General features: G+C 65.1%; 19 protein-coding genes. 11 read left to right on the top strand and 8 right to left on the bottom strand.

The features are described from left to right. Nucleotides 1-119 precede the first annotated feature (119 nt). The 4 genes from HZZ16_RS14305 (at nt 120) to HZZ16_RS14320 (ending at nt 4,838) form a co-directional block, all read left to right on the top strand. Nucleotides 120-995, top strand: coding sequence for a F0F1 ATP synthase subunit gamma (locus tag HZZ16_RS14305; RefSeq protein WP_197949084.1), 876 nt, complete (start codon nt 120-122; stop codon nt 993-995). A gap of 34 nt (nt 996-1,029) precedes the next feature. Next, nucleotides 1,030-2,472 (top strand): F0F1 ATP synthase subunit beta, encoded by a 1,443-nt coding sequence (gene atpD, locus HZZ16_RS14310; protein ID WP_197949085.1) that lies wholly within the window; start codon nt 1,030-1,032, stop codon nt 2,470-2,472. 108 nt (nt 2,473-2,580) lie between these two features. Then, nucleotides 2,581-2,988, top strand: coding sequence for a F0F1 ATP synthase subunit epsilon (locus HZZ16_RS14315; RefSeq protein ID WP_197949086.1), 408 nt, complete (start codon nt 2,581-2,583; stop codon nt 2,986-2,988). Nucleotides 2,989-3,149: 161 nt separating this feature from the next. After that, nucleotides 3,150-4,838 (top strand): adenylate/guanylate cyclase domain-containing protein, encoded by a 1,689-nt coding sequence (locus HZZ16_RS14320; protein WP_197949087.1) that lies wholly within the window; start codon nt 3,150-3,152, stop codon nt 4,836-4,838. Nucleotides 4,839-4,949: 111 nt separating this feature from the next. Here HZZ16_RS14320 and HZZ16_RS14325 read toward each other — a convergent pair whose 3' ends face one another. From HZZ16_RS14325 to HZZ16_RS14360, 8 genes are all read right to left on the bottom strand, one after another. Next, nucleotides 4,950-5,921 carry a hypothetical protein gene (locus HZZ16_RS14325; protein ID WP_197949276.1) on the bottom strand — a complete coding sequence of 324 codons (972 nt, stop codon included), beginning with the start codon at nt 5,919-5,921 and terminating at the stop codon, nt 4,950-4,952. A 103-nt stretch (nt 5,922-6,024) separates the two neighbouring features. Further along, the gene (locus tag HZZ16_RS14330) at nt 6,025-6,588 is read right to left on the bottom strand and encodes a thioredoxin family protein (protein WP_197949088.1); all 564 of its coding nucleotides are present in this window, start codon (nt 6,586-6,588) and stop codon (nt 6,025-6,027) included. 32 nt (nt 6,589-6,620) lie between these two features. Next, entirely contained in the window at nt 6,621-7,319 is a 699-nt protein-coding gene (locus tag HZZ16_RS14335) for a cytochrome c biogenesis CcdA family protein (RefSeq protein WP_197949089.1), read from the bottom strand. A gap of 306 nt (nt 7,320-7,625) precedes the next feature. Next, entirely contained in the window at nt 7,626-8,237 is a 612-nt protein-coding gene (locus tag HZZ16_RS14340; protein WP_197949090.1) for a sigma-70 family RNA polymerase sigma factor, read from the bottom strand. A gap of 438 nt (nt 8,238-8,675) precedes the next feature. Beyond that, nucleotides 8,676-9,407: a response regulator gene (locus HZZ16_RS14345; protein ID WP_036020286.1), complete on the bottom strand. Its 732-nt coding sequence runs from the start codon at nt 9,405-9,407 to the stop codon at nt 8,676-8,678. 24 nt (nt 9,408-9,431) lie between these two features. Beyond that, nucleotides 9,432-11,177, bottom strand: coding sequence for an ATP-binding response regulator (locus tag HZZ16_RS14350; RefSeq protein WP_197949091.1), 1,746 nt, complete (start codon nt 11,175-11,177; stop codon nt 9,432-9,434). Continuing rightward, nucleotides 11,147-13,177: a sensor histidine kinase gene (locus HZZ16_RS14355; protein ID WP_197949277.1), complete on the bottom strand. Its 2,031-nt coding sequence runs from the start codon at nt 13,175-13,177 to the stop codon at nt 11,147-11,149. Before HZZ16_RS14355 ends, HZZ16_RS14350 begins: the two co-directional genes overlap by 31 nt. A gap of 54 nt (nt 13,178-13,231) precedes the next feature. After that, a complete protein-coding gene (locus HZZ16_RS14360) occupies nt 13,232-14,242 on the bottom strand; it encodes a TRAP transporter substrate-binding protein (RefSeq protein ID WP_197949092.1) in 1,011 nt (336 codons plus the stop codon). A gap of 181 nt (nt 14,243-14,423) precedes the next feature. Here HZZ16_RS14360 and ugpB point away from each other — a divergent pair, with 181 nt between their 5' ends. The 7 genes from ugpB (at nt 14,424) to HZZ16_RS14395 (ending at nt 23,378) form a co-directional block, all read left to right on the top strand. After that, the gene (ugpB, locus tag HZZ16_RS14365) at nt 14,424-15,764 is read left to right on the top strand and encodes a sn-glycerol-3-phosphate ABC transporter substrate-binding protein UgpB (RefSeq protein ID WP_197949278.1); all 1,341 of its coding nucleotides are present in this window, start codon (nt 14,424-14,426) and stop codon (nt 15,762-15,764) included. Between the two features lie 224 nt (nt 15,765-15,988). After that, entirely contained in the window at nt 15,989-16,948 is a 960-nt protein-coding gene (locus tag HZZ16_RS14370; RefSeq protein ID WP_197949093.1) for an aminoglycoside phosphotransferase family protein, read from the top strand. Between the two features lie 388 nt (nt 16,949-17,336). After that, on the top strand, nt 17,337-18,956 hold the full coding sequence (locus HZZ16_RS14375; RefSeq protein ID WP_197949094.1) for an ABC transporter substrate-binding protein: 1,620 nt from the start codon (nt 17,337-17,339) through the stop codon (nt 18,954-18,956). 236 nt (nt 18,957-19,192) lie between these two features. Further along, complete coding sequence (locus HZZ16_RS14380; protein WP_197949095.1) at nt 19,193-20,206, top strand: ABC transporter permease; 1,014 nt, start codon at nt 19,193-19,195, stop codon at nt 20,204-20,206. A gap of 205 nt (nt 20,207-20,411) precedes the next feature. After that, entirely contained in the window at nt 20,412-21,311 is a 900-nt protein-coding gene (locus tag HZZ16_RS14385; RefSeq protein ID WP_197949096.1) for an ABC transporter permease, read from the top strand. A gap of 91 nt (nt 21,312-21,402) precedes the next feature. Continuing rightward, entirely contained in the window at nt 21,403-23,172 is a 1,770-nt protein-coding gene (locus HZZ16_RS14390; RefSeq protein WP_197949097.1) for a dipeptide ABC transporter ATP-binding protein, read from the top strand. A gap of 26 nt (nt 23,173-23,198) precedes the next feature. Then, on the top strand, nt 23,199-23,378 hold the full coding sequence (locus HZZ16_RS14395; protein ID WP_197949098.1) for a DUF4089 domain-containing protein: 180 nt from the start codon (nt 23,199-23,201) through the stop codon (nt 23,376-23,378). The last annotated feature ends 2 nt before the right edge of the window (nt 23,379-23,380 follow it).

The raw sequence follows: 23,380 nt of genomic DNA on the forward strand, positions 1-23,380 counted from the left end.
TCCCGGCCATCCACGCCTTGCTGCGTGGAAGGTGAAGACGTGGATGCCCGGGACAAGCCCGGGCATGACGAAAGGATAGGGTCGCGGTCGAGCCGCAGGCTGATCGCTGGGGACGAAGAATGGCGTCACTTAAAGACATGCGCGTCCGCATCGCCTCCACCAAGGCGACGCAAAAGATCACCAAGGCCATGCAGATGGTCGCCGCCTCCAAGCTGCGCCGCGCGCAGACCGCCGCGGAAGCGGCGCGTCCCTATGCCGACAAGATGAGCGCGGTGATCTCCAACATCGCCGGCGCCGCGGCGGGCTCGCCCGGCGCACCGGTGCTGCTGGCCGGCACGGGCCGCGACCAGGTTCACCTGCTGTTGGTCTGCACCGGCGAGCGTGGCCTCTCCGGCGCCTTCAACTCCTCGATCGTGCGTCTCGCCCGCGAGCGCGCTTTGGCGCTGATCGCGCAGGGCAAGGAAGTGAAGTTCTTCTGCGTCGGCCGCAAGGGTTACGAGCAGCTCCGGCGCCAGTTCGACAAGCAGATCGTCGAGCATCTCGACCTGCGCAGCGTCCGCCAGCTCGGCTTCGTCAACGCCGAGGACATCGCCAAGAAGGTTTTGGCGCGTTTCGACGCCGGCGAGTTCGACGTCTGCACGCTGTTCTACTCGAAATTCAAATCGGTGATCGCACAGGTCCCGACCGCCCAGCAGATCATTCCGCTGGTCGTCGAGGAAGGCAGTGCGAACGGCAGCGCGACCTCTTACGAATACGAGCCGGAGGAGGACGAGATCCTCACGCGTCTGTTGCCGCGCAATCTCGCGGTGCAGATCTTCCGCGCCCTGCTCGAGAACAACGCCTCGTTCTACGGCGCGCAGATGTCGGCGATGGATAACGCCACCCGCAATGCCGGCGAAATGATCCGCAAGCAGACGCTGGTCTACAACCGCACGCGTCAGGCTCAGATCACCAAGGAACTCATCGAAATCATCTCCGGCGCAGAAGCAGTCTGACCGGACACGAAATTCGGATCGAAGGAGACAGTAAATGGCTACAGCAGCCACACAGATCGGTCGCGTTACCCAGGTCATGGGCGCCGTCGTCGACGTGCAGTTCGAAGGCCACCTGCCGGCCATTCTCAACTCGCTGGAGACCAAGAACGGCAACAACCGCCTGGTTCTGGAAGTCGCGCAGCACCTCGGCGAATCGACCGTCCGCACCATCGCGATGGACGCCACCGAAGGTCTGGTGCGCGGCCAGGAAGTGACCGACACCGGTCAGCCGATCTCGGTTCCCGTGGGTGACGGTACGCTCGGCCGCATCATGAACGTCATCGGCGAGCCGATCGACGAGGCCGGCCCGATCAAGTCGGAGGGCACCCGCGCCATCCACCAGGAAGCGCCGACCTACACCGACCAGTCGACCGAAGCCGAAATTCTCGTCACCGGCATCAAGGTCGTCGACCTCCTCGCGCCCTACGCCAAGGGCGGCAAGATCGGCCTGTTCGGCGGCGCCGGCGTCGGCAAGACCGTGCTGATTCAGGAGCTGATCAACAACGTTGCCAAGGCGCACGGCGGTTACTCCGTGTTCGCCGGCGTCGGCGAGCGTACCCGCGAGGGCAACGACCTCTATCACGAGTTCATCGAGTCCAAGGTCAACGCCGATCCCAAGAATCCGGATCCGAGCGTGAAGTCGAAATGCGCGCTGGTGTTCGGCCAGATGAATGAGCCGCCGGGCGCCCGCGCCCGCGTCGGCCTGACCGGTCTGACCGTCGCCGAGCACTTCCGCGATCAGGGTCAGGACGTGTTGTTCTTCGTCGACAACATCTTCCGCTTCACGCAAGCGGGTTCGGAAGTGTCGGCGCTCTTGGGTCGTATTCCTTCGGCCGTGGGTTATCAGCCGACGCTCGCCACCGACATGGGCGCGCTGCAGGAGCGCATCACCACCACGCAGAAGGGTTCGATCACCTCGGTGCAGGCCATCTACGTGCCGGCCGACGACTTGACCGACCCGGCGCCCGCCACCTCGTTCGCGCACTTGGACGCCACCACGGTGCTGTCGCGCGCGATCTCGGAAAAGGGCATCTACCCGGCGGTGGACCCGCTCGACTCGACCTCGCGCATGCTCTCCCCGCTGGTCGTCGGCGAGGAGCACTACGCCGTCGCCCGCCAGGTCCAGCAGGTGCTGCAGCGCTACAAGTCGCTGCAGGACATCATCGCCATTCTCGGCATGGACGAGCTGTCGGAAGAGGACAAGCTGACGGTGGCCCGCGCCCGCAAGATCGAGCGCTTCCTGTCGCAGCCGTTCCACGTCGCCGAAGTCTTCACGGGATCGCCGGGCAAGTTCGTTGACCTCGCCGACACCATCAAGGGCTTCAAGGGCCTGGTCGAAGGCAAGTACGACCACCTGCCGGAAGCTGCCTTCTATATGGTCGGCACCATCGAAGAGGCGGTCGAGAAGGGCAAGAAGCTGGCGGCGGAAGCCGCCTAATTCTCGGTGTCATTGCCGGGCTTGACCCGGCAATCCATCGCGAAAGAGTTTGATGGATGGACCCGCGGGTCAAGCCCGCGGGTGACAGGCAAAGCAAGCGGAAACACCATGGCCACCTTCCATTTCGATCTCGTCTCACCGGAAAAGCTCGCCTTCTCGGGCGAGGTCGACCAGGTCGACATTCCCGGTGTCGAGGGTGACTTCGGCGTGCTGGCAGGGCATGCGCCGGTCGTGGCGGCGATCCGGCCGGGCATCCTCACCGTGACCACCGGCGGCCGCCACGAGAAGATCATCGTGCTTGGCGGCCTTGCTGAGGTCTCCGAAAGAGGCCTGACCGTGCTCGCCGACGTCGCGACCTCGCTGGCCGAGCTGGACCGCGCCCAGTTCGCCGAGACCATCGCGGAGATGGAAGAGAACCTGAAGGAGCATGAGGGCTCCGAGCTCGATCAGGCCATCGAGCGGCTCGATCACTTCAAGAGCATCCAGCACCAGCTCAGCTCCACGGCTATGCACTAAGCCCCGGGGCACCGCTCCGGGGCTCGAACAAGACATTCCTGCAAAGGAATTCCTGAACAGGTTCAGCGCTCGTCACCGACCGTGGCGGGCGCTGAAACTTTGTTGCACCGCGCCGGAGATGGCGGCATTCTGCGCTCGCGGATTGTTCCGGGGGCCGGCAGATGAAACGCAAGATCGCAGCGATTTTCGCAGCCGATATTGCCGGGTATTCGAGGCTGGTCGCGGAAGACGAAGAGGAGACGCTGCGGCGTCTGGCCTCCTATCGCGAGGTCGTCGACGATTTCATCGCCAAGGCCGGTGGGCGCATCTTCAACACGGCGGGCGATGCCGTGCTCGCGGAGTTTCCGAGCGCGGTGGATGCGGTGCGCTGCGCGATTGACATCCAGGAAAGCTTGCGGACCCGCAACATGGCCTATCCGTCGAGCCGGCAGATGTCGTTTCGCATCGGTATCACCATCGGCGACGTCGTCGAGCGCGACGGCGATCTCCTGGGCGACGGCGTCAACATCGCCGCGCGCCTGGAGGGTCTTGCCGAGGTCGGCGGCATCTGCATCTCCCGCGCGGTGCATGAGCAGGTCGCCAACAAGCTGTCGGTGCAGTTCGCCGATATCGGCGCGCAGGAGGTCAAGAACATCCCGACGCCGGTGCACGCCTACATGGTGGCGATGCGGCGCGAGGACGGCAGCTATGCCAAGCCGAAGCTGAAAAACGCGGCTTCCAAGATGGCCTCGGCACCGGTGTGGATGTGGCCGCTGGCGGTCGCCGTCGTCTCGATCGTCGCCATCGTGGTCACCGGCTTTCTCTACAACACCAAGCTCAAGCACGCCGCGAGTGCCGCGGCGCCGGCCCCGGCCCCGAGCGCCGCGCCGACTGCGAATGCAGCGGCGGCAAGCCCGATGCCGGCAGCGACGCCCATGGCGCCGAGCCCAATGTCCACCCCGGCCGCAAAGGCGGCGATGACTCCGCCGAATGCCGGCGCTGCGATGGCGCCGATGCCCGCGCCGTCACCCTCCGCCGCGCCGATGACGGGCAAGCTTGTTGCCGACAGCGTGCCCTTCATCAACGAGCGCGTCCGCAACTTCCTGGCTGGCGACTATTCCGCGGCCGGCGACTACAAGGCTTTCGCGCTCAATATCGGCGGCTTCACCGGCTCGGCATTGAACCAGCCGACCGAAGAAGCCGCGCGCAACACGGCGGTCGAGCAGTGTCAGAAGCGCGCTGATGCGGCGCAATCGCCGCGGCGCTGCGAGCTCTATGCCGTCGGCAACAACGTCGTCTACACGCACGGCAAGCCGCCGATGCCGCCGCAGCCCTGGGTGCGCCATGATGCCATGACCGAGCGGCCGTTCGCCTCGAAGGATTTTCCTCTGGTCCGCGAACCGCAAAAGATCCGGCTCGAGAACATGTTCGTGCCGGCGGCGAAAGCCCGCTCCGTCGCGCTCAGCCCGGGCGGGCAATATTTCATGGTGCTGGGAGCCTCGTCCGCCGATGATGCCGCGCGGCGCTCATTGGAATCGTGTGGCGCGATCGCCGGCGTGCCCTGTCTGGTCGTCGCGATCGACGACAATTTCGTCGTGCCGATCCCGACCTTGTTCAGGATCACCGGCTTCTTCAATGCCGCCTCCAACGCCTCGATCGTGGCCGACGCGCGTGGCGAGGTCGTACGCAAGCTCACCGACCCCATGGGCTGGAACGCCGTCGCCGTCGGCACGTCGGGCCGGCCCGGCCTCGGTCTCAAGGCCGCTGACGAGCAGACCGCCGTCACCTCCGCGCTCGCCGACTGCGCCAAGCGCGACAGCGACTGCCATGTCATCGCCATCGGCCCATTCACGGTGGGGCCGATCAATTAAGGCGCGCCAAATGAGGCTTGATGACGGAAGTCCGCTCCCTCCCCGCTTGCGGGAGAGGCTCAGACCGAGTGCGCCGAAAGATCAACCTCGATAAGTGGCACTGAATGCCAGCTAGATCTTGTTGCTCTCCGCCGCGATGCGGAGCCGCCGCACGATCTCCGTCGCCACGGCGCGGGCCTCGACCCGCGAGCCGATGCGCGGGCTGCGAAACCGCCGCCCCGAATGCAGCCGGATCACCACGATGCAATGCTCGTCCTCGGAGCGGCCGCGCCGCTCGACCGTGATCGTTTTCACGTCGGGTCCGGTGATGTGGTCGGCCCGCAGGCTACCGTCGCCCCACAGGCGCTCGACGCGAATATCGTTCGCCCCGATGATCCAGAACGCGCCGGTCGCAAGGTTCGCATAGCGATAGATGGCGAATGCGGCGATCGCGCCCAGCGGCAGCAGCAGGATATCGACATGGCTGGGTGAGAGGCCGCGCCACAGCTTGTAGGCATAGGGGGCTGCGGACAAGGCCACCGCGATCAGCGCGACGATTCGGATGTCCCGTGCGGAAAACGCCTCGAGCGGCTCGCCGAGATGCATCTCGGGATTGCTGGCATCGAGCGGGTTGCTCGGCGCCTCGACATTGGGAACGTCGAAATTCGCCGCGATCCACGCCACGGTGTCGCTGACATGGGTGACGTCGGGAATCGGCGGCGAGGCCAGGCGCTCGCCCGAGGCCAGCGTGAACACGAGCTGGAAGCGGGCCTTCACCCTCTTGCTGCCGGGGACCTGCAGCGCCGTGATCTCGTCCTTGCCGACCAGGCGCGTCTGGAGTTTTCCGAACGGCCTCTGCTGGCCGATCAGGATCTCGTCCGGCGTGATGATCCACACCACCGCCGGCGCCATCATGATGCCGACGACGAACCCGGCTCCCACCAGCAGCGCTAGCGCCGATATCGTGATTTCCAGGACGTCCTGCGTGAACAGTCCCGGCGTGAAGCAGAGCGCAACGGCGGCCGCAGAGCCGGCCACGACCAGCCGCTGCGCGATCGAGGAACCTTCACGAAGGCGGATGTCGGTGCTGATGGTCGCGTCCATTGCGGGCGGCTGATTGCGTCGGTTGCGAAACTCCACGGACGGCTCCGTGGAGTCAAGCAACAAGGCTGACAATTGCAGCCAGCCGCGCGATGGCCGCGTGGCCTCAGCTGCTCGCGTTCAGCAGCTTGGCCACGGTGCGATCGATCTCGTCATAGCTGCCTTCGCCGGCGTGCTGGAACACGATCTTGCCGCTCTGGTCGATGATGTATTGCGCCGGCCAATATTGATTGCGATAGGCGTTCCAGGTCTTGGACTCATTGTCCTGCGCCACCGGATAGCTGATGCCATGGCGCTTCAGCGCGGCCTGCACGTTGGCGGCCGAGCGCTCGAACGGGAATTCCGGCGTATGCACGCCGACCACGACGAGGCCCCGATCCCGGTACTTGGCGTAGAGGCCGGTGACATGCGGCAGCGTGTTGACGCAGTTGACGCAGCCATAGGTCCAGAAATCGACCAGCACGACCTTGCCGCGGAGATCGGCGATATGAAGCGGCTTCGAGTTGAACCAGTTGGTGATGCCGGTGAAGTCGGGCGCGGCCTGCTGGTTCGCGGCGGCGGCGACGATAGGCGCGGCGCGTGCGGCCTCGTCGCAGATGCCGGGGATGACGGCGCCGGTAACGGTGATGCCGATCAGTGCAGCAGACATTGCGAGCAGTTTGAGAGTCATGGAAAGCGTCCTCCGGTGAAGATGACGTGGGATCACAGGCCGATCTGGCCGGTGGGGTAGAAGCCGGTGAGCCACGCCACGATCAGCGTGTCGTATTGGAAATAGGCGGCGACCGCGAAGCCGATCACGACGACGCCAAAGCCCTGCTGCAGCCGCGGCGAGATCCGGGCCAGGCTGCGCACGCGCGTCGTCGCGGCCTGTCCGCCATAGGCGATCGCCAGCATCGGGATCGCAGCACCAATGGCATAGGCGACCAGCAGCGTGCTGGCCCAGCCGAGATTCCTGGAGGTCGCAACCAGCGTCAGGATCGAGCCGAGCACCGGCCCTGCGCAGGGCGTCCAGACCAGTCCCAAGGTGGTGCCGAGGATCAGCCCACCGAGCGCGCCGTCGCGCTGCATGGCGCCAGTGTTGCCCAGATCGAGCCAGCCGTTGATCCGGATCGACAGCCATTCGAACGGCGCCGGCCACAACATCAACAAGCCGAAGCCGAGCAGCAGGACCGCAGCCGCCTCGCGCAGCACGTTCGGATCGAAATCGAAGGCACGTGTGATCGCGCCGAGCGCCAGCGCGACCACCGAGAAGGAAACGACGAAGCCGAGCGCGATCATCGCGGGCCGCAGATGCCCCGCGCGCCCGATCGAGGCGCCGAGCAGGATCGGCAACATCGGCAACGTGCAGGGCGCGGCGATGGTGAGGAGGCCGGCGAGGAGAGCGAAGAGTAGGTCGAGCATGAGGCACTCGTGTGGGAGGTCACGAGGGCTGTTCGGATCGGCTGTGGCAGTCGTTACGCCGCGTCACGCCTTCGTGACGGCGCGGTCGGGTGGTTGCTCAGGCCTAAATACGAAGCGACCCGGACGGGGCATCGTCCGGGTCGCTGGAGGTCTTGGGAGGTTTAACGAAACCGTATGGGAGCTTTATAGAGGGGAAGTTTTTCCGCCTGATGTTGTCGTTTGTTTCAATTGTTTCAAAGGCGGTAACGCTTCCGTGTCCAGGGAGAAGGCCGAAATTGAGGTCCTATCCCCTTGAAATCATTGTGGTTACGCGGCGAAACGGTCGACGCCGGCGCCCTTAAGCAAATCGGCGAGTTGCTTGCGGGCGTAGAACATCCGCGTCTTCACCGTGCTCTGGGGGATGCCGATGATCTGGCCGACCTCCTCCACCGACTTCTCGTGGTAGTAGACGAGGTTGATGATCTCGCGGTGCGCCGGCGACAGCTTCTGCACGCAGGCGCGCAGAATGGCGCTGGTGTCGCTGCGGTCGAGCGAGGTCTCCGGCGTGTCGCAATCATCAGGGATCTGACGCACGTCCTCCTGGTCGATGTCCTCGAAGCGGCGCTGGCGCATCGCGGTCAGCGCCTTGAAGCGGGCGATCGAGAGCAGCCAGGTGGACACCTGCGAGCGGCCCTGGAACTGGCCGGCGGTCCGCCACACGTCCAGAAACACCTGGCTGACCAGGTCTTCCGCCGTAGTGGCGTCGCGCACGATGCGCAGGATGAAGCGGTAAACCCGCACATTGTGCCGGCAGTAAAGGATGTGCATGGCCGTCCGGTTGCCGGCCGCGATGCTTTCGAGGAGCATGTCGTCCGAGGTCGCCTGAGCGGCAATGATGCTCTGGCTGGCTTGGGCGTTGATGGCAATGACGTTCGGCATGGACTTGGCTCCCCGTAGCGCCGCAACCGAGCGGCGTTTCCTTGGGACAAAGTGTTAATGAGCCAACGTTTCGGGACGTCTGCACGAAAAGCGGAAAATGGTTTCGTGCGCCGCCAAATTGTTTCGTGACAACGGCCGCGATGAAACATTCGGAGCAAAAAACCGAGGAATTTCAACGTGCCGAAAATACGGGGGTGGCGGTTCGGGGCCGGACGGGGGCGCCGCGGAACGAATCCCGGCGATTTGCGTTTGGTCGCGCCGCACCCACCGCCGTCGTCCCGGGGCGCGAAGCGAGCCCGGGACCCATAACCACAGGATGCGGTTTGGCGAAGATTCGGAGTTACCAGCTCGGCGTCGTAACCCCTCCCTGGGGTTATGGATCCCGGGCTAGCGCTACGCGCGCCCCGGGACGACAGCGGCGGTTGCCAGTAGCAGCCGCTACGCCTTCTCGCCCTGCGGCGAGAACAGATAGCCGCCGCCGCGGATGGTGCGGATCACCGCGGGCTTGGCCGGGTCGGGCTCGATCTTGCGGCGGATGCGCATGATGCGCAGATCGACGGCGCGGTCGAAGGCTTCGGCGTCGCGGGCGTTCGCAAGCTCGAGCAGGCGCTCGCGCGACAGTACGCGCTTCGGATTGGCCGCGAACACCTTGAGCAGCCCGAACTCGGACGCGGTCAGCGGATGCTCGTTGCCCTCGTCGTCGCGCAAGGCCTGCGCTTCGAGGTCGAGCCATTTGGTGCCGAAGCGCACCAGCTGCTCCTTGTCCGACTTCGCCGCCGGCGCGTCCGCTGCCTTTGCCGGCCCGCTCCGCCGCAGCACCGAGCGGATTCGCGCCATCAGCTCGCGCAGCTCGCACGGCTTTGCCACGTAATCGTCGGCGCCGAGCTCGAGGCCGACGACGCGGTCGATCGGGCTTGCGGTCGCCGTCAGCATGATGACCGGCACGTTGATGCGGCTCTTGAGGTCGCGGATGATCGAGAGCCCGTCTTCCTCGGGCATGTTGAGGTCGAGCACGACGAGATCGGGCATGCTGCCCTGGATCGCGGCGCGCAAGGACTTGCCGCCGTCGCACAGCGTCACGGTGAAGCCGTGCATCTTGAGGTAATCGCCGACCATCTCCCGGGCCGGAGCCTCGTCGTCGACGATCATGATGTGCTGGCTTTGGGTCATGGGCTTTGCATCACGGGCTTTGCATCACGGCATTTCAGTCGCGGGCAGGGTGATGGTGAAGGTCGAGCCCTTGCCGGGGCCCTCGCTCTCGGCGGTCACCTCGCCGCCGTGCATGTCGATGATACGCTTGACGATGGAGAGACCAAGTCCGGTCGAGCTCTCCCCGGCTGTCGGTTTGGCCGACAGTCGCTGGAACCGGCCGAACAGGCGGCCGAGGTCCTCCGGCGACAGGCCGGCGCCCTCGTCGCTGACCCGGACGATGGTGTCGCTGCCCTCGTGGACGACGGCCACGTCGATCTTGCCCCCGATCGGCGAGTATTTGATGGCGTTGCTGATGAGATTGTCGATCGCCTCGCGGATGCGATCGGTGTCGCACATGGTGACGACGTTGGGCGGCGCGGTGACTTTGATCGCCTGCTGCTTGTTGACCGCGAGCGGCTGGTTGGCCTCGGCGACCTCCTTGACCAGTGCGGCGACGTCGACCGGCTCGCGGCGGATGGTGATGTCGAAGGCATCCGCCATCGCGTCCGAGATCAGGTGATCGACCATCGTGGTCAGGCGCTTGGTGGCGTCGCGGATGTGGTCGACCTGGGCGACCACGCCGCTTTCCGAGGCGCCGGTCGAGATCAGCTCCTTGAGCATCTCGGTGCGGCCGAGAATGACGCCGAGCGGGTTCTTCAGGTCGTGCGCGACGGTGCCGAGGATCTCGTTCTTGAAGCCGTTGGCGCGCTGCAGCCGCAGCCATTGCGCCGAGAGGCGGCGGTTGGCCTGCATCAGGGCGCGGGTGCGCTGGGCGACGCGGTCCTCCAGCTGGGTGTTGGCGTCCTGCAGCTGCTGATAGAGGATGACGTTGTCGAAGGCGATCGAGAGCCTGGAGGAGAAGATCTCGACCAGCGAACGGTCGGTCTCCGACAGCTCGCGCTCGGCCTGGAGCAGCACCACGACCTCGCGGCCCGATCCGGTGCGCAAATAGATCACGCTGCGATGATCGGCGAACTCGTTCTTGCGGCGCTGGAACGCGGCCTCCACCATCTCGCGCAGCTCGGGGTCGAGCGCCTTCGACGAGGTGGTGCCGATGAAGCGGCTGTAGCAGCCGCTGCCGGCGAGCACGGAGAGTTCGGGATCGTTGCCGCCATTGTCGCGCAGCACCAGGATGCCGGCGCAGTCGACGTTGAGGAGCGAAGCGAGCTGGGTCAGGACGCCCTCGGCGAGCCGCTGCATCGACTTGAAGTCGTACAGCGTGGACGCCGCGTCGATGATGATCTCGAGCCCGCGCCGCGTCTGCACCATGCGCTCGAGCTGCTGATACGAGCGCAGCGCCGCGGTCAGCGAGGTGAACAGCTTGTCGGCGGTGAGCTCAGTCTTGGCCTTGTAGTCGTTGATGTCGTACTGCACGATCACGCGCCGCTCCGGCGCCTGGCCGGGCTGCCCGGTGCGCAGGATGATGCGCACGGTCTCGTTGCGGATCTCGTTGCGGATGAACTCGACCAGCTCGAGGCCGGCGACGTCGGTCTCCATGATGACGTCGAGCAGCACCGCGGCGATGTCGCGATGCTCGGCCATCAGCTTGCGGCCTTCGGCCGCGGAATAGGCCGACAGGATCTCCAGGCTCTGGCCGTTCAGGCTGTAGTCCGACAGCGCGAAACGCGTGCCGTCATGCACGGCCGGATCGTCATCGATGACGGCGATCTTCCATTTCCGGGCGTTGCTATCCTCCGACGCGGTACCGGTATCGTCGATCAGGTGGAGGACATCGTCCTGTTCGGCCATTGAGAAGATCCGTCACTTTCTGTGCTTTGCGCGCCGCCCTTGGCGACGCGGGGCATGATAATGCGAAAAGTAGTGCCTTGTCCCAGCTTGGATTCCAGCATCATCCGGCCGCCGAGCTGCTGGGTGACGAGGTTATAGACGATATGAAGGCCAAGTCCCGTGCCGCCTTCATTGCGCCGGGTGGTAAAGAAAGGGTCAAAGGCCTGGCGCTGCACGTCCGGGGTCATGCCGGCCCCGTCATCGGAGAAGCTGATCTCGATATCCTCGGTCCCGCGCGGCCGCGCCGAGATCGCGATCCTGCCGGCGCGGCCGTCGGCGAAGGCGTGATTGGCGGCGTTGAGGAAGAGGTTGGTCAGGATCTGGCCGTAGGAGCCGGGATAGCCGTCGAGCAGCAGCCCCTCGGGTACGTCGACCTCCAGCGTGATCGGCGAGCGCTTCAGCACGGGCTTGAGGCTGGCGATGATCTGGTCGGTGGCTTCGCTCAAGGAGAACTGCCGCCGTTCGGCATGGGAGCGGTCGACCGCGACCTGCTTGAACGACTGGATCAGCTCGCCGGCGCGGGTCAGGTTGGCGACGAGCTGCTGCGAGGCGTCGCGCGAGGATTGCACGAACTCCTCCAGCTGCGAGCGGCGCAGGCCGCCGTCGCCCTTGAGCTGGGCTTCGAAGATCTCGGTGCGCCGGGCAAAGCTCGATGCAACCGTCAGGCTGATGCCGATCGGGTTGTTGACCTCGTGCGCGACGCCGGCAACGAGGCCGCCGAGCGCGGCCAGCCGCTCGGCGTCGATCAGGTTCTGCTGCGCGGTGTTGAGCTCGAGCAAAGCGCTCTCGGCCTTTTCCTTGGACGCGCGCAGCTCGTCCTCGGTCCGGCGCTTGGCGATCGCGTTCTCGCGGAACACCTCCACCGCGCGTGCCATGGCTCCGACCTCGTCCCGCGCTTTCGTGCCCTGTACCTCGCGGTCGAGGTCACCGAGCGTGATCGCACGCATCGCCGTCATGATCTGCTGCAGCGGCAGGCGGATCGACAGCGCGATCAAGACGCCCGCGGTGAGGATAATGCCGAGGAAGATCACGGCGATCGACAGCACCCGGCGTGAGATATCCGCCAGCGTGCGGTCGAACGTCTCCTGCGCCTTCTGCTCGCGCTGGCGCATCTTGGTCGACAGGTCGTCGATGGCGCCGATCGCCTCGGCCTGGCTGGCGTCGATGGTGTTGCGCAGGAGCTCGGTGCGGCTCGCAAGCTGCTCGGAGAGTTTTGCAAAGCCCTCGCGCAGCGCGGCGGTGCGGGCCGCGAGCCGCTGCAAGGCCATCTTCTGCAGGTCGTTGTCGGCGAGATCGATCATGACCGGGATGGTCCTCTCGATCGTCTCGGTGTGGCGGCGCGCGTCGTCGGCGGCGCCCGACGACTGCGACAGATAGTAGGAATTGGCCGCGACCAGCATCGCGGTGAAGGCCTCGCGGGACTTGCCGAGCGAGGGCCAGATCAGCGCGTCGCGATGGCCGGTGGCGCCCTCGATGATGGAGTAGAGGCCCGCCATGTCCCTGGCGGGGCCCTGCACCTGCTCCTCATAGGTCCTGGCGATGGTGGACTGCACGCTGCGCAGCTCGCCGAAGCCGTTGAGGAAGCGGTCGGTGGTGCGTTCCAGCTCCTCCACCGAGCCCGACAGCATCGGGTCCTTGGCGGCGCGGCCCGTCAGCGTGCCCAGCACCGCCTCGCGCAGCAACAGGATCTCGGCGAACAGGTCCGGGCTCGGCTGGTTGATGTAGCGGTGGATCAGGTTTTGCAGCCGTCCGGTCTCGCTTTCGAGCAGCGCCAGGATCCGGTCGGACTCGCGCACCTGGCGCACGTCGTCCCAGGCCGAGCCGAGCACCTTCGCGCCGTTCCAGATCATCGCCACCAGCACCACGACCACGGCCGAGTTCAGCGCGGCGATCGACAGGATGCGCCAGCGGATCGGCACCGCCCGCAGCAGGCCGACGATGCGCGCGCGCAGCTGCCCGATCGGGCCGGGCGGCTTGTCCGCGTGTTCGCTATGTCCAAGCGCAGCCAACAGGCCTCACTCCACCTTGCGAATCCGTTCGATCAGCGCGGCCGCCGCGGGGTCGCGCTCGGCCTTGGCGTAGATTGCGGCCATCGCCTCCTCGAACGGCTTGCGGTCGATGTCCCTGATGATGGTCACGCCGGCCTCCTGCGCCTTGCGCTGCGACTGTTCCTCGAGGTCGTGCCACTTCTCGCGCATGAACCGGCTGGAGCGCTGCGCGGCCTCCCTGAAGATCGTCTGCTCCTCCGCCGACAGGCTCTTCCAGGCCTTCAGCGAGATCACCAGCACCTCCGGGCTCATCGTGTGCTCGGTGAGCGTGTAATGGCCGGCATGCTGGTAATGGTTCGTGGTCACGAAGGATGGCCAGTTGTTTTCGGCGCCGTCGATCAGATGGTTGGCAAGCCCGGTGAGCACCTGCCCATAGGGCAGCTCGACCGGTTCGGCGCCGAGTGCGCGCATCATCTGGCTCATCAACTCCGACTGCTGCACCCGGATCCGCAATCCCTTGAGGTCCGCGATGGTCTTCACCGGACGGACCCCGTTGTAGATCGACCGCGCGCCCGAATCGTAGAAAGCGAGCCCGACGAAGCCGTAGGGCTCGAAGCTGTCGAGGATCTCGCTGCCGACAGGCCCGTCCAGCACCTTCTGCATGTGCTCGATGGACCGGAACAGGAACGGCATCGCCAGCACGTTCATGGCCGGGACGAAATTGCCGATCAGCGCCACGTTGGTCCGGTTGAGGTCGATCGCACCGGCCCGGGTCTGCTCGATGGTCTCCTTTTCCTCCCCGAGCTGGCGAGAGTGGAACACCTTGATCTCGTGCCGGCCGCCGGTGCGCTCGGCGATCAGGGCGCCCATATAGCGCAGCGCCTGCACGGTCGGGTAATCCTCGGTCTGGGTGTCGGCGGCACGAAATTCACGCGCAACCGCGCTCGTCGTGCGCATGCTCGACGAGACTGCGGCAAGCAGAAGCGCGACGAAGACCACCCCAGTCCGCGAGAGTTCGGCACGGCTCAACACTGGCACACTCAACCCCTCAGTGGTGGAGTCTATGGCGGAAGGAAAAGGTTCAATGCAATCTATCAGATGGTGAACGGAAGGCCATCCCGCACCGGCGAGCCGATTGTGCGGCGCAGCCGGCGTTCATTCCCGATTGAAACCGCGATTGCCGCGCCTTAAGCAAGGTGGCCGGCCTTCGCCGTGCGTTCTGGGAAGAGCCATCGTGAGGTCAGCCTTGCGCCTTTTGCAGCTCGTCGCCGCCTTTGCGGCCCTCTCATTGGCCGCCCCTGCGCGGGCCGCCACCGAGATCGCGTTGTGGCACGCCATGTCCGGCGAGCTCGGAAGGCAGCTGGAAAAGCTCGCAGCCGACTTCAACGCCTCGCAGTCCGGCTACCGCATCGTGCCCGTCTACAAGGGCAATTACACCGAGACGGTGACGGCCGCGATCTTCGCCTTCCGCTCGCGCAGCCAGCCCGCCATCGTCCAGGTCAACGAGGTCGCCACCGCCACCATGACCGCGGCCAAGGGCGCGATCTACCCGGTGTTCAGCCTGATGCGCGATCAGGCCGAGCCGTTCTCGCTCAGCGATTATCTGCCCGCGGTCTCCGGCTATTACACCGATGCATCAGGCAATCTCTTGTCCTTCCCATTCAATTCTTCCACGCCGATCCTCTATTACAACAAGACCATGTTCCGCGACGCCGGCCTCGATCCGGAGGCGCCGCCGAAGACCTGGCCGGAACTGGGAGCGGCCGCCAAGCGACTGCGCGACCGCGGCGCGCCTTGCGGTTTCACCACGTCCTGGCCGTCCTGGATCCATGTCGAGAATTTCTCCGCCTTTCATAACCTCGCGGTGGCGAGCCGGGCGAACGGCTTCGCCGGGCTGGATGCGGAATTGACCATCAACAATCCGACGCTGGTGCATCACGTCGCGGCGCTCAGCGAGTGGCAGAAGACCAGGCTGTTCGACTACAGCGGCCGCGGCCAGTCGGCCGAGCCGCGCTTCCAGAAGGGCGAGTGCGGCATCTTCATCGGCTCCTCGGCGACGCGCGCCGACATCAAGGCCAATTCGAAGTTCGAGATCGGCTATGGCATGATGCCCTATTGGCCCGACGTGAAGGGCGCGCCGCAGAACTCGATCATCGGCGGCGCCACGCTGTGGGTGCTGCGCGACCGTCCGCGCGAGGAATACAAGGGCGTGGCGCGGTTCTTCGCCTATCTGTCCCAGCCCGGCGTGCAGGCCGCCTGGCACCAGAACACGGGCTATCTGCCGGTGACCCGCGCCGCCTTCGAGCTGACGCGCTCGCAAGGCTTCTACGAGCGCAATCCGGGCTCGGCGATCTCGTTCGAGCAGATCACGCTCAATCCGCCGACCGAGAACTCCAAGGGCATCCGGCTCGGCTCCTTCGTCCTGATCCGCGGCGTGATCGAGGACGAGCTCGAGCAGGCTTTCGCCGGCCGCAAGAGCGCGCAATCCGCACTCGATTCCGCCGTCGAGCGCGGCAACAAGCTCCTGCGCCAGTTCGAGCGGGCAAGCCCGGAGCGGTAGCAGCATGTCGCGATTCAATCTCGCTGCAGCCACAATCGTGGTGCGCTCCCTCCCCCGCTTGCGGGGGAGGGTCGGGGAGAGGGTGTCTCCACAACGGGACAATCCCCGAGAGGAGAGAGCCCCCACCCGGCGCTTCGCGCCGACCTCCCCCGCAAGCGGGAGAGGTGCACCGTCTGCGTGGTTTGCATCGAATTCGCCAAATTCCTTTCGATGAGAGCGCGCGGATGACGAGTGGTCGAGCGCAACAACTACCGGTCTTCACCGACGCCGCAAGCTTCCGCGCCTTCCGCTCCGATCCCTCACAATGGCTGCCGATCGCCCTCGACATCGCACGCGGCCATGGCCTCGATGCCGGCTCACCGCAGGTGTTTGCGACCGGCACCAATCTCGTGGTCGGCCTCGGCGACAAGCTGATCCTGAAAATCTTCCCGCCGCTGCTCGCAGCGCAATTCGTCTCGGAGCGCGCCGCGCTGACGCAGCTCGCCGGCCGTCTGCACCTGCCGATCCCCGAGATCGTCGCGGAGGGGATGCGCGACGGCTGGCTCTATCTCGTCATGACGCGTCTTACCGGCACGCTCGGCTCGGAGGTCTGGCCGTCACTGCCGGAGCCGCAGAAGGAGCGCCTGCTGCGCCAAATCGGCGAGACCATCGCTTGCGTGCAGCGCGTTCCGCTAGGGGAGCTCGCGTCCATCGAGCCGCGCTGGGACGTGTTCATGCGGGCCCAGATGCAGGGTTGCCGCGCGCGACACGAGCGTCTCGGCCTCGCGCCGAAATTCCTCGCCGGCCTCGACGACCTCCTGCGCGATGCCGCAAAGCTGATCCCGATGGACGCGCCGCCGGTGATCCTGATCGGCGAATACATCCCCGAGAATTTTCTGCTCGCCTGCGATGACGGCCAATGGTCGCTCGCAGGCCTGTTCGATTTCGGCGACGTGCTCGTGGGATGGCGCGACTACGATCTGCTCGGCCCTAGCGCCTTCATGGCGGCGGGCCGGCCGGGCCGGGTGACGAGCCTGCTCGAAGGTTTTGGCTATGCAAGGCTGGACGCCACCATCAAGCGCCGCCTGATGGCCCTGATGCTGCTGCACCGCGCCAGCGACCTCAACAGCCACATCTGCATCGAGGGCTGGCAGGAGAGGGTGGATGATCTGGTCGAGCTGCAGGAGTTGATCTGGCCCGGCTGAGCGCTCCGTCAACACCGTCATTGCGAGCGAAGCGAAGCAATCCAGATTGTCTCCGTGGAAAGACTCTGGATTGCTTCGTCGCAAGGGCTCCTCGCAATGACGAGCTTAGCCCACGAGACCCGATCTCCTGTCGAGGGCCGCGACCCGCGGCAAGAGAGTCGACGGCCATGGCGGTAAATTGGGCCCCCGGCTTCATCTGCTTATTTTATGATCAAAATCTCATCTTTGTATGCAACGACAGAGGCCGCTGAGAACTGCCTAGTGAGCCGAACTCGGGTGAATATCATTATAAATCAATAATTTACGCACGGTTCAAGCTTCCGTTAACCCTTGGCACAAACCTTGCGAATCCAGTTCCAACCAAAAACTTTCATGTTGGAGCGATTTCATGAAGCGCCGCGATTTCCTCAAATCCGTTTCCGGGTTGGCCGCTGGCGCGGCGCTTCCGGCCATGCCATCCGTGATCTCCTCGGCCAAGGCCGACGCCCGCTCGGAGACGCTGCTGATCGTCTCGGAGGGCGGCCCCAACAATCTCGACATCCATGGCGTCGGCACCAACGTGCCCGGCTACGAGGTCTCCTGGAATTGCTACGACCGCCTGATCAGCCACGAGATGAAGAGCGGCCCCGGCGGGGTGCCCTATTACGACCGCGACAAGTTCAAGGGCGAGCTCGCCGACGACATGAAGATCGACGACATGTCGGTCACCTTCAAGCTGAAGAAGAACGCCAAATTCCACGACGGCGCGCCGGTCACGGCGAAAGACGTGAAATGGTCGCTCGACCGCGCCGTCAGCGTCGGCGGCTTCCCGACCTTCCAGATGAGCGCGGGTTCGCTGACAAAGGCCGAGCAGTTCGTCGTGGTAGACGATCACACCGTGCGCGTCGACTTCCTGAAGAAGGACAAGCTGACGATCCCCGATCTCGCCGTCATCGTGCCCTGCATCGTCAATTCCGAGCTGGTGAAGAAGAACGCCAGCGAAAAAGACCCCTGGGGTCTCGAATACACCAAGCAGCAGACCGCCGGCTCCGGCGCCTACAAGGTGACGAAGTGGACCGCGGGCACCGAAGTCATCATGGAGCGGAACGAGGATTGGGTCGGCGGCCCGCTCCCCAAGATCAAGCGCGTGATCTGGCGCATGGTGCCGCAGGCCGGCAACCGCCGGGCGCTGCTCGAGCGCGGCGACGCCGACATCTCCTATGAGCTGCCGTTCAAGGATTTCCAGGAGATGAAGGCGAACGGCAAGCTCAATGTGGTGTCGCTGCCGTTTTCCAACGGCATCCAGTATATCGGCATGAACGTGACCAAGCCGCCGTTCGACAACGTCAAGGTGCGGCAGGCCATCGCCTATGCGCTGCCGTATCAGAAGATCATGGACGCGGTGCTGTTCGGCCTTGGCAATCCCATGTTCGGCGCAAAGGACAAGGCGACCGAAGTCGCCTGGCCGCAGCCGCACAAATACAACACCGACATGGAGAAGGCGAAGGCGCTGCTGACAGAAGCCGGTTACGCAGGCGGCTTCGAGACCACGATCTCGTTTGACCTCAACTTCGCCGGCGTCAACGAGCCGCTGTGCGTGTTGGTGCAGGAGAGCCTCGCCCAGCTCGGCATCAAGACCACCATCAACAAGGTGCCCGGCGCCAACTGGCGCACCGAACTCAACAAGAAGGAGATGCCGCTCTTCACCAACGTGTTCTCGGGCTGGCTCGATTACCCCGAGTATTTCTTCTACTGGTGCTATCACGGCAACAATTCCGTCTTCAACACCATGAGCTACAAGTCGGCGGCGATGGACAAGTTCATCGACGGTGCGCGCACGGCGGCAGCGACCGGCGACAAGGCCGCTTACGATGCCGACGTGAAGGGCTTCGTCGATCTCGCCTTCGCCGACATCCCGCGCATCCCGTTGTATCAGCCCTTCGTCAACGTCGCGATGCAGAAGAACGTCACGGGCTACCAATACTGGTTCCACCGCAGGCTCGATTATCGCGCGATGGCGAAGGGGTGAGGGGCCATGGGTGGCGCGAGCAACACGTCCGCGTCTTCCAGCTTTCCGCGCTGGAGTGAGGTGAGCACCACTCTCTCATTCCCTCCCCCCTTGTGGGGGAGGGGCAGGGAGGGGGGTAGCCACGAACTCCGACCTCTCGGGCGGCCACCCCTCTCCCTAGCCCTCCCCCACAAGGGGGCAGGGAACGCAGCGGAGCGCGCGGCTCGCAGAGTGCGCAACACGCGCAGGAGCACCCCATGCTGACCATGATCGGCAAGCGCCTGATGTTCGCGATCCCCTCGCTGATCGGCGTCGTCATCGTCACCTTCCTGCTGACGCGCGCGCTGCCGGGCGATCCCGCCGCTTACTTCGCGGGCCCGGCCGCGACCAAGGAAGCCGTCGAGCAGATCCGGAAAAAGCTCGGCTTCGACAAGCCGTTGATCGAGCAGTTCTTCCGCTATGCCAACGATCTCGCGCACGGCGATTTCGGCAACTCGCTGACGACGGGCCAGCCGGTCGCGACCGAGATTCGCAACCGCCTGCCGGCCTCGGCCGAGCTGACGCTGCTCGGCCTCTTCGTGTCCATTGCGATCGCCATTCCGCTCGGCGTGCTGGCGGCAACGCGGCCGGGATCATGGATCGACCATCTCTGTCGGGTGACGACCACGGCCGGCGTCTCGCTGCCGGTGTTCTTCACCGGCCTCGTGCTGGTCTATGTCTTCTACTTCCGGCTGGGCTGGTCGCCGGCGCCGCTCGGCCGTCTCGACGTGTTCTACAGCGCGCCGCCAACGGTGACAGGCTTCTATTTGATCGACACCCTGATCGCGCGCGATGTCGAGGCGTTCCGCTCGGCGCTGAGCCAGCTCATTCTCCCGGCAACGACGCTCGCGATCTTCTCGCTGGCGCCGATCGCGCGCATGACCCGCGCCTCCATGCTCGCGGTGCTCGCGTCCGAATTCGTTCGCACCGCGCGCGCCAGCGGCCTGTCGCCGGCGACCGTGATCGTCACTTACGCGTTTCGCAATGCGATGCTGCCTGTCATCACCACGCTCAGCATGGTGTTCTCGTTCCTGCTCGGCGCCAACGTGCTGGTGGAGAAGGTGTTCGCCTGGCCGGGTATCGGCTCCTACGCGGTGGAAGCGCTGATCTCCTCCGACTTCGCGCCGGTGCAGGGCTTCGTGCTGACCATGGCGGTGATGTACGTGCTGCTCAATCTCGTGATCGACATTTTGTACGGTGTGATCGATCCGCGCGTCAGGTTGGAGGGGTAGATGATCGCATTCGAAGCCACGCGAACGGTGCGCTCCCTCCCCCGCTTGCGGGGGAGGGTTGGGGAGAGGGCTTTTTCCGCGGTCGAGCACCCCCGAGAGGAGAGAGCCCTCACTCGGCGCTCCGCGCCGACCTCTCCCGCAAGCGGGAGAGGTGAAGCCAACTCCCAGCTCGGCACCCAACGTCATGACGCTCAGGAGTGACACAATGAGCTCCGTTGCGCCTGCTGTTGAACCTGTCGGGCCCGCCCGCACGTCAGGCCTCGTCGCGGTGCTTGAACAGACCCGTTACGTCCTCAGCGAGAACAAGGTCACGGGCTTTGCCTTTGCGCTGCTCCTGATCATCGTGTTCGCCGCGCTGTTCGGCCCCTATGTCGTGCCCTATGATCCGCTCGCCTCCGACACGGCCGCTGCGCTGAAGCCGCCGTCGGCGGCGCACTGGTTCGGCACCGACCAATTGGGCCGCGACATCTTCAGCCGCGTCATCGTCGCCACGCGCCTCGACTTCTTCATCGCGATCGCGTCGGTTGCTCTGGTGTTCCTGATGGGCGGCCTTGCCGGCATTGCGGCCGGCTATTTCGGCGGCTGGACCGATCGCGTCGTCGGCCGCATCGCCGACACCATCATGGCCTTTCCGCTGTTCGTGCTGGCGATGGGCATCGTCGCCGCGCTTGGCAACACCGTGCAGAACATCATCCTGGCCACTGCGATCGTGAACTTCCCGCTCTATGCCCGCGTCGCGCGCGCCGAAGCCAATGTCCGCCGCAATGCCGGCTTCGTGCAGGCCGCGCGTCTCTCAGGCAACGGCGAATTCCGCATCCTGCTGGTGCACATCCTGCCCAACATCATGCCGATCATGATCGTGCAGATGTCGCTGACCATGGGCTACGCCATCCTCAACGCCGCCGGCCTCTCCTTCATCGGCCTCGGCGTCCGTCCGCCGACCGCCGAATGGGGCATCATGGTCGCTGAAGGCGCGGGCTTCATGGTGTCGGGCGAATGGTGGATCGCGCTCTTCCCCGGCCTTGCCCTGATGATCGCCGTGTTCTGCTTCAACCTCCTCGGCGACGGCCTCCGCGACATCGTCGATCCGCAACGGAGGACGTGATGGTGAATTTTTGGTTGAAATTCCTCAACGATTCCAACCTCGTTCTACTGTGCATGGGGTTGTTTTCGCACTTTTTGATCGGCAGGCCCGCATGACCGCCCAGCCGCTGCTCGAGGTCCAGGACCTCACGGTCGAATTCACCACCCGCCGCGGCATCGTCAAGGCTGTGCAGCACGTCAACATCTCCGTGGCCAAGGGCGAGACGCTCGCCATCGTCGGCGAGTCCGGCTCCGGCAAGTCGGTGACATCCTACGCGGTGATGCGCATCCTCGACCGCGCCGGCAAGATCGCCGAGGGCTCTGTGATGTTCTCCGGCATCGACGTCAAGGCGGCGACCGAAGACCAGATGCGCGATCTGCGCGGCCGCGAAGTCTCGATGATCTTCCAGAATCCGCGTGCCGCGCTCAACCCGATCCGGAAAGTCGGCGACCAGATCGAGGACGTGCTGCGCACCCATGTGCAGCAGGCCCAGGTTGCCGATCATGGCGAGAAGGCGATCGAGGCGCTGGAGCAGGTCAAGATCGCGCGCCCGCGGGAGCGCTACCACGCCTATCCGTTCGAGCTGTCGGGCGGCATGTGCCAGCGCGTCGTCATCGCGCTCGCGCTCGCCTGCAATCCGCAGCTCCTCATCGCCGACGAGCCGACGACGGGATTGGACGTCACCACGCAGAAGGCCGTGATGGACCTGATCGTCGAGCTGACGAAACGCCGCGCGATGTCGACCATCCTGATCACGCACGATCTTGGCCTCGCTGCCGCCTATTGCGACCGCGTCGTCGTGATGGAGAAGGGCCGTGTCGTCGAGACCGCCACGGCCGCCGACATCTTCGCGAACCCGCAGCACCCGTATACGAAGAAGCTGATGCGCGCGACGCCGCGGCTTGGGGTGAGCTTGCGCGATCTGCTGCCTGAGGAAGAAAGCAGAGCCGTCATGGCCGGGCTTGACCCGGCCATCCATCAAACTTCGCAAGACCTCTCTCGGTCGATGGACCCCCGGGTCGAGCCCGGGGGTGACGAAACATCAAAACCCCTCCTGCTCGTCGACAAGCTCGTCAAGGAATATCCCCGCCAGGGTGCGACCGCCGTGCTCGGCAAACTGTTCGGCCGCAAGCCGCCGGTGGAGCCGGACGTGTTCCGCGCCGTCGACGGCATCTCCTTTGCGATTGGCCATGGCGAGAGCGTCGGCCTGGTCGGCGAGTCCGGCTGCGGCAAGTCGACCACGTCGATGATGGTGATGCGCCTCCTCGACCAGACCTCCGGCCTGATCCAGTTCGACGGCGAGGACATCGGCAGCATTGCTCCCGCCGCGTTCGCGCGGCTGCCGCAGCGCAGCCGCATCCAGATGGTGTTCCAGGATCCGACCGACAGCCTCAACCCGCGCTTCACCGCTGCGCGCGCGATCGCCGATCCGATCATGCAATTGGGCGACGTCAGGGGACGCGACGCGCTGCGCGCCCGCTGCGAAGAGCTGGCCACCATGGTCGGCCTGCCGCACAATCTGCTCGACCGCTTCCCGCACCAATTGTCCGGCGGCCAGAAGGCCCGCGTCGGCATCGCCCGGGCGATCGCGCTGCATCCCAAGCTCGTCATCCTGGACGAGCCGACCGCGGCGCTGGACGTCTCCGTGCAGGCCGTCGTCCTCAATTTGCTTCAGGATCTCAAGGCGCGGCTAGGTATGAGCTATCTGTTCGTCTCGCATGATTTGAATGTGGTGCGCTTGTTGTGCGATCGTGTCATTGTGATGCGGACGGGACGGATCGTCGAGGAAGGTTCTTCCGAGCAGGTGCTCGGCGATCCCAAGGACGACTACACCAAGGAGCTGCTGACGGCGATCCCGCATCCGCCGTTGCCGACACACTAAGACTGCACTGATTGCTTGAGAGCGTGATGGCCGAACCCCTGGACGACTATATCGACGCCGTATCGAAGGCGCTGGCACTGCCGCTCGAGGAGGCCTGGCGGCCTGCCGTGCGCGCCAATCTCGAAGTCTCGCTGCGGCTTGGCCGCATGGTCGACGAATTCGCGCTGCCGGACGAGACCGAGCCGGCGCCGATCTTCACGGCCTGAAA

The sequence above is a fragment of the Bradyrhizobium glycinis genome, from assembly GCF_016031655.1.
GTDB classification, from domain to species: Bacteria; Pseudomonadota; Alphaproteobacteria; order Rhizobiales; family Xanthobacteraceae; genus Bradyrhizobium; species Bradyrhizobium glycinis.

Excerpts from the sequence above, each read along its gene's own strand:
- HZZ16_RS14305 (WP_197949084.1), top strand. The coding sequence starts at position 120 with ATGGCGTCACTTAAAGACATGCGCGTCCGCATCGCCTCCACCAAGGCG.
- atpD (WP_197949085.1), top strand. The coding sequence starts at position 1,030 with ATGGCTACAGCAGCCACACAGATCGGTCGCGTTACCCAGGTCATGGGC.
- HZZ16_RS14315 (WP_197949086.1), top strand. The coding sequence starts at position 2,581 with ATGGCCACCTTCCATTTCGATCTCGTCTCACCGGAAAAGCTCGCCTTC.
- HZZ16_RS14320 (WP_197949087.1), top strand. The coding sequence starts at position 3,150 with ATGAAACGCAAGATCGCAGCGATTTTCGCAGCCGATATTGCCGGGTAT.
- HZZ16_RS14325 (WP_197949276.1), bottom strand. The coding sequence starts at position 5,921 with ATGGACGCGACCATCAGCACCGACATCCGCCTTCGTGAAGGTTCCTCG.
- HZZ16_RS14330 (WP_197949088.1), bottom strand. The coding sequence starts at position 6,588 with ATGACTCTCAAACTGCTCGCAATGTCTGCTGCACTGATCGGCATCACC.
- HZZ16_RS14335 (WP_197949089.1), bottom strand. The coding sequence starts at position 7,319 with ATGCTCGACCTACTCTTCGCTCTCCTCGCCGGCCTCCTCACCATCGCC.
- HZZ16_RS14340 (WP_197949090.1), bottom strand. The coding sequence starts at position 8,237 with ATGCCGAACGTCATTGCCATCAACGCCCAAGCCAGCCAGAGCATCATT.
- HZZ16_RS14345 (WP_036020286.1), bottom strand. The coding sequence starts at position 9,407 with ATGACCCAAAGCCAGCACATCATGATCGTCGACGACGAGGCTCCGGCC.
- HZZ16_RS14350 (WP_197949091.1), bottom strand. The coding sequence starts at position 11,177 with ATGGCCGAACAGGACGATGTCCTCCACCTGATCGACGATACCGGTACC.
- HZZ16_RS14370 (WP_197949093.1), top strand. The coding sequence starts at position 15,989 with ATGACGAGTGGTCGAGCGCAACAACTACCGGTCTTCACCGACGCCGCA.
- HZZ16_RS14375 (WP_197949094.1), top strand. The coding sequence starts at position 17,337 with ATGAAGCGCCGCGATTTCCTCAAATCCGTTTCCGGGTTGGCCGCTGGC.
- HZZ16_RS14380 (WP_197949095.1), top strand. The coding sequence starts at position 19,193 with ATGCTGACCATGATCGGCAAGCGCCTGATGTTCGCGATCCCCTCGCTG.
- HZZ16_RS14385 (WP_197949096.1), top strand. The coding sequence starts at position 20,412 with ATGAGCTCCGTTGCGCCTGCTGTTGAACCTGTCGGGCCCGCCCGCACG.
- HZZ16_RS14390 (WP_197949097.1), top strand. The coding sequence starts at position 21,403 with ATGACCGCCCAGCCGCTGCTCGAGGTCCAGGACCTCACGGTCGAATTC.
- HZZ16_RS14395 (WP_197949098.1), top strand. The coding sequence starts at position 23,199 with ATGGCCGAACCCCTGGACGACTATATCGACGCCGTATCGAAGGCGCTG.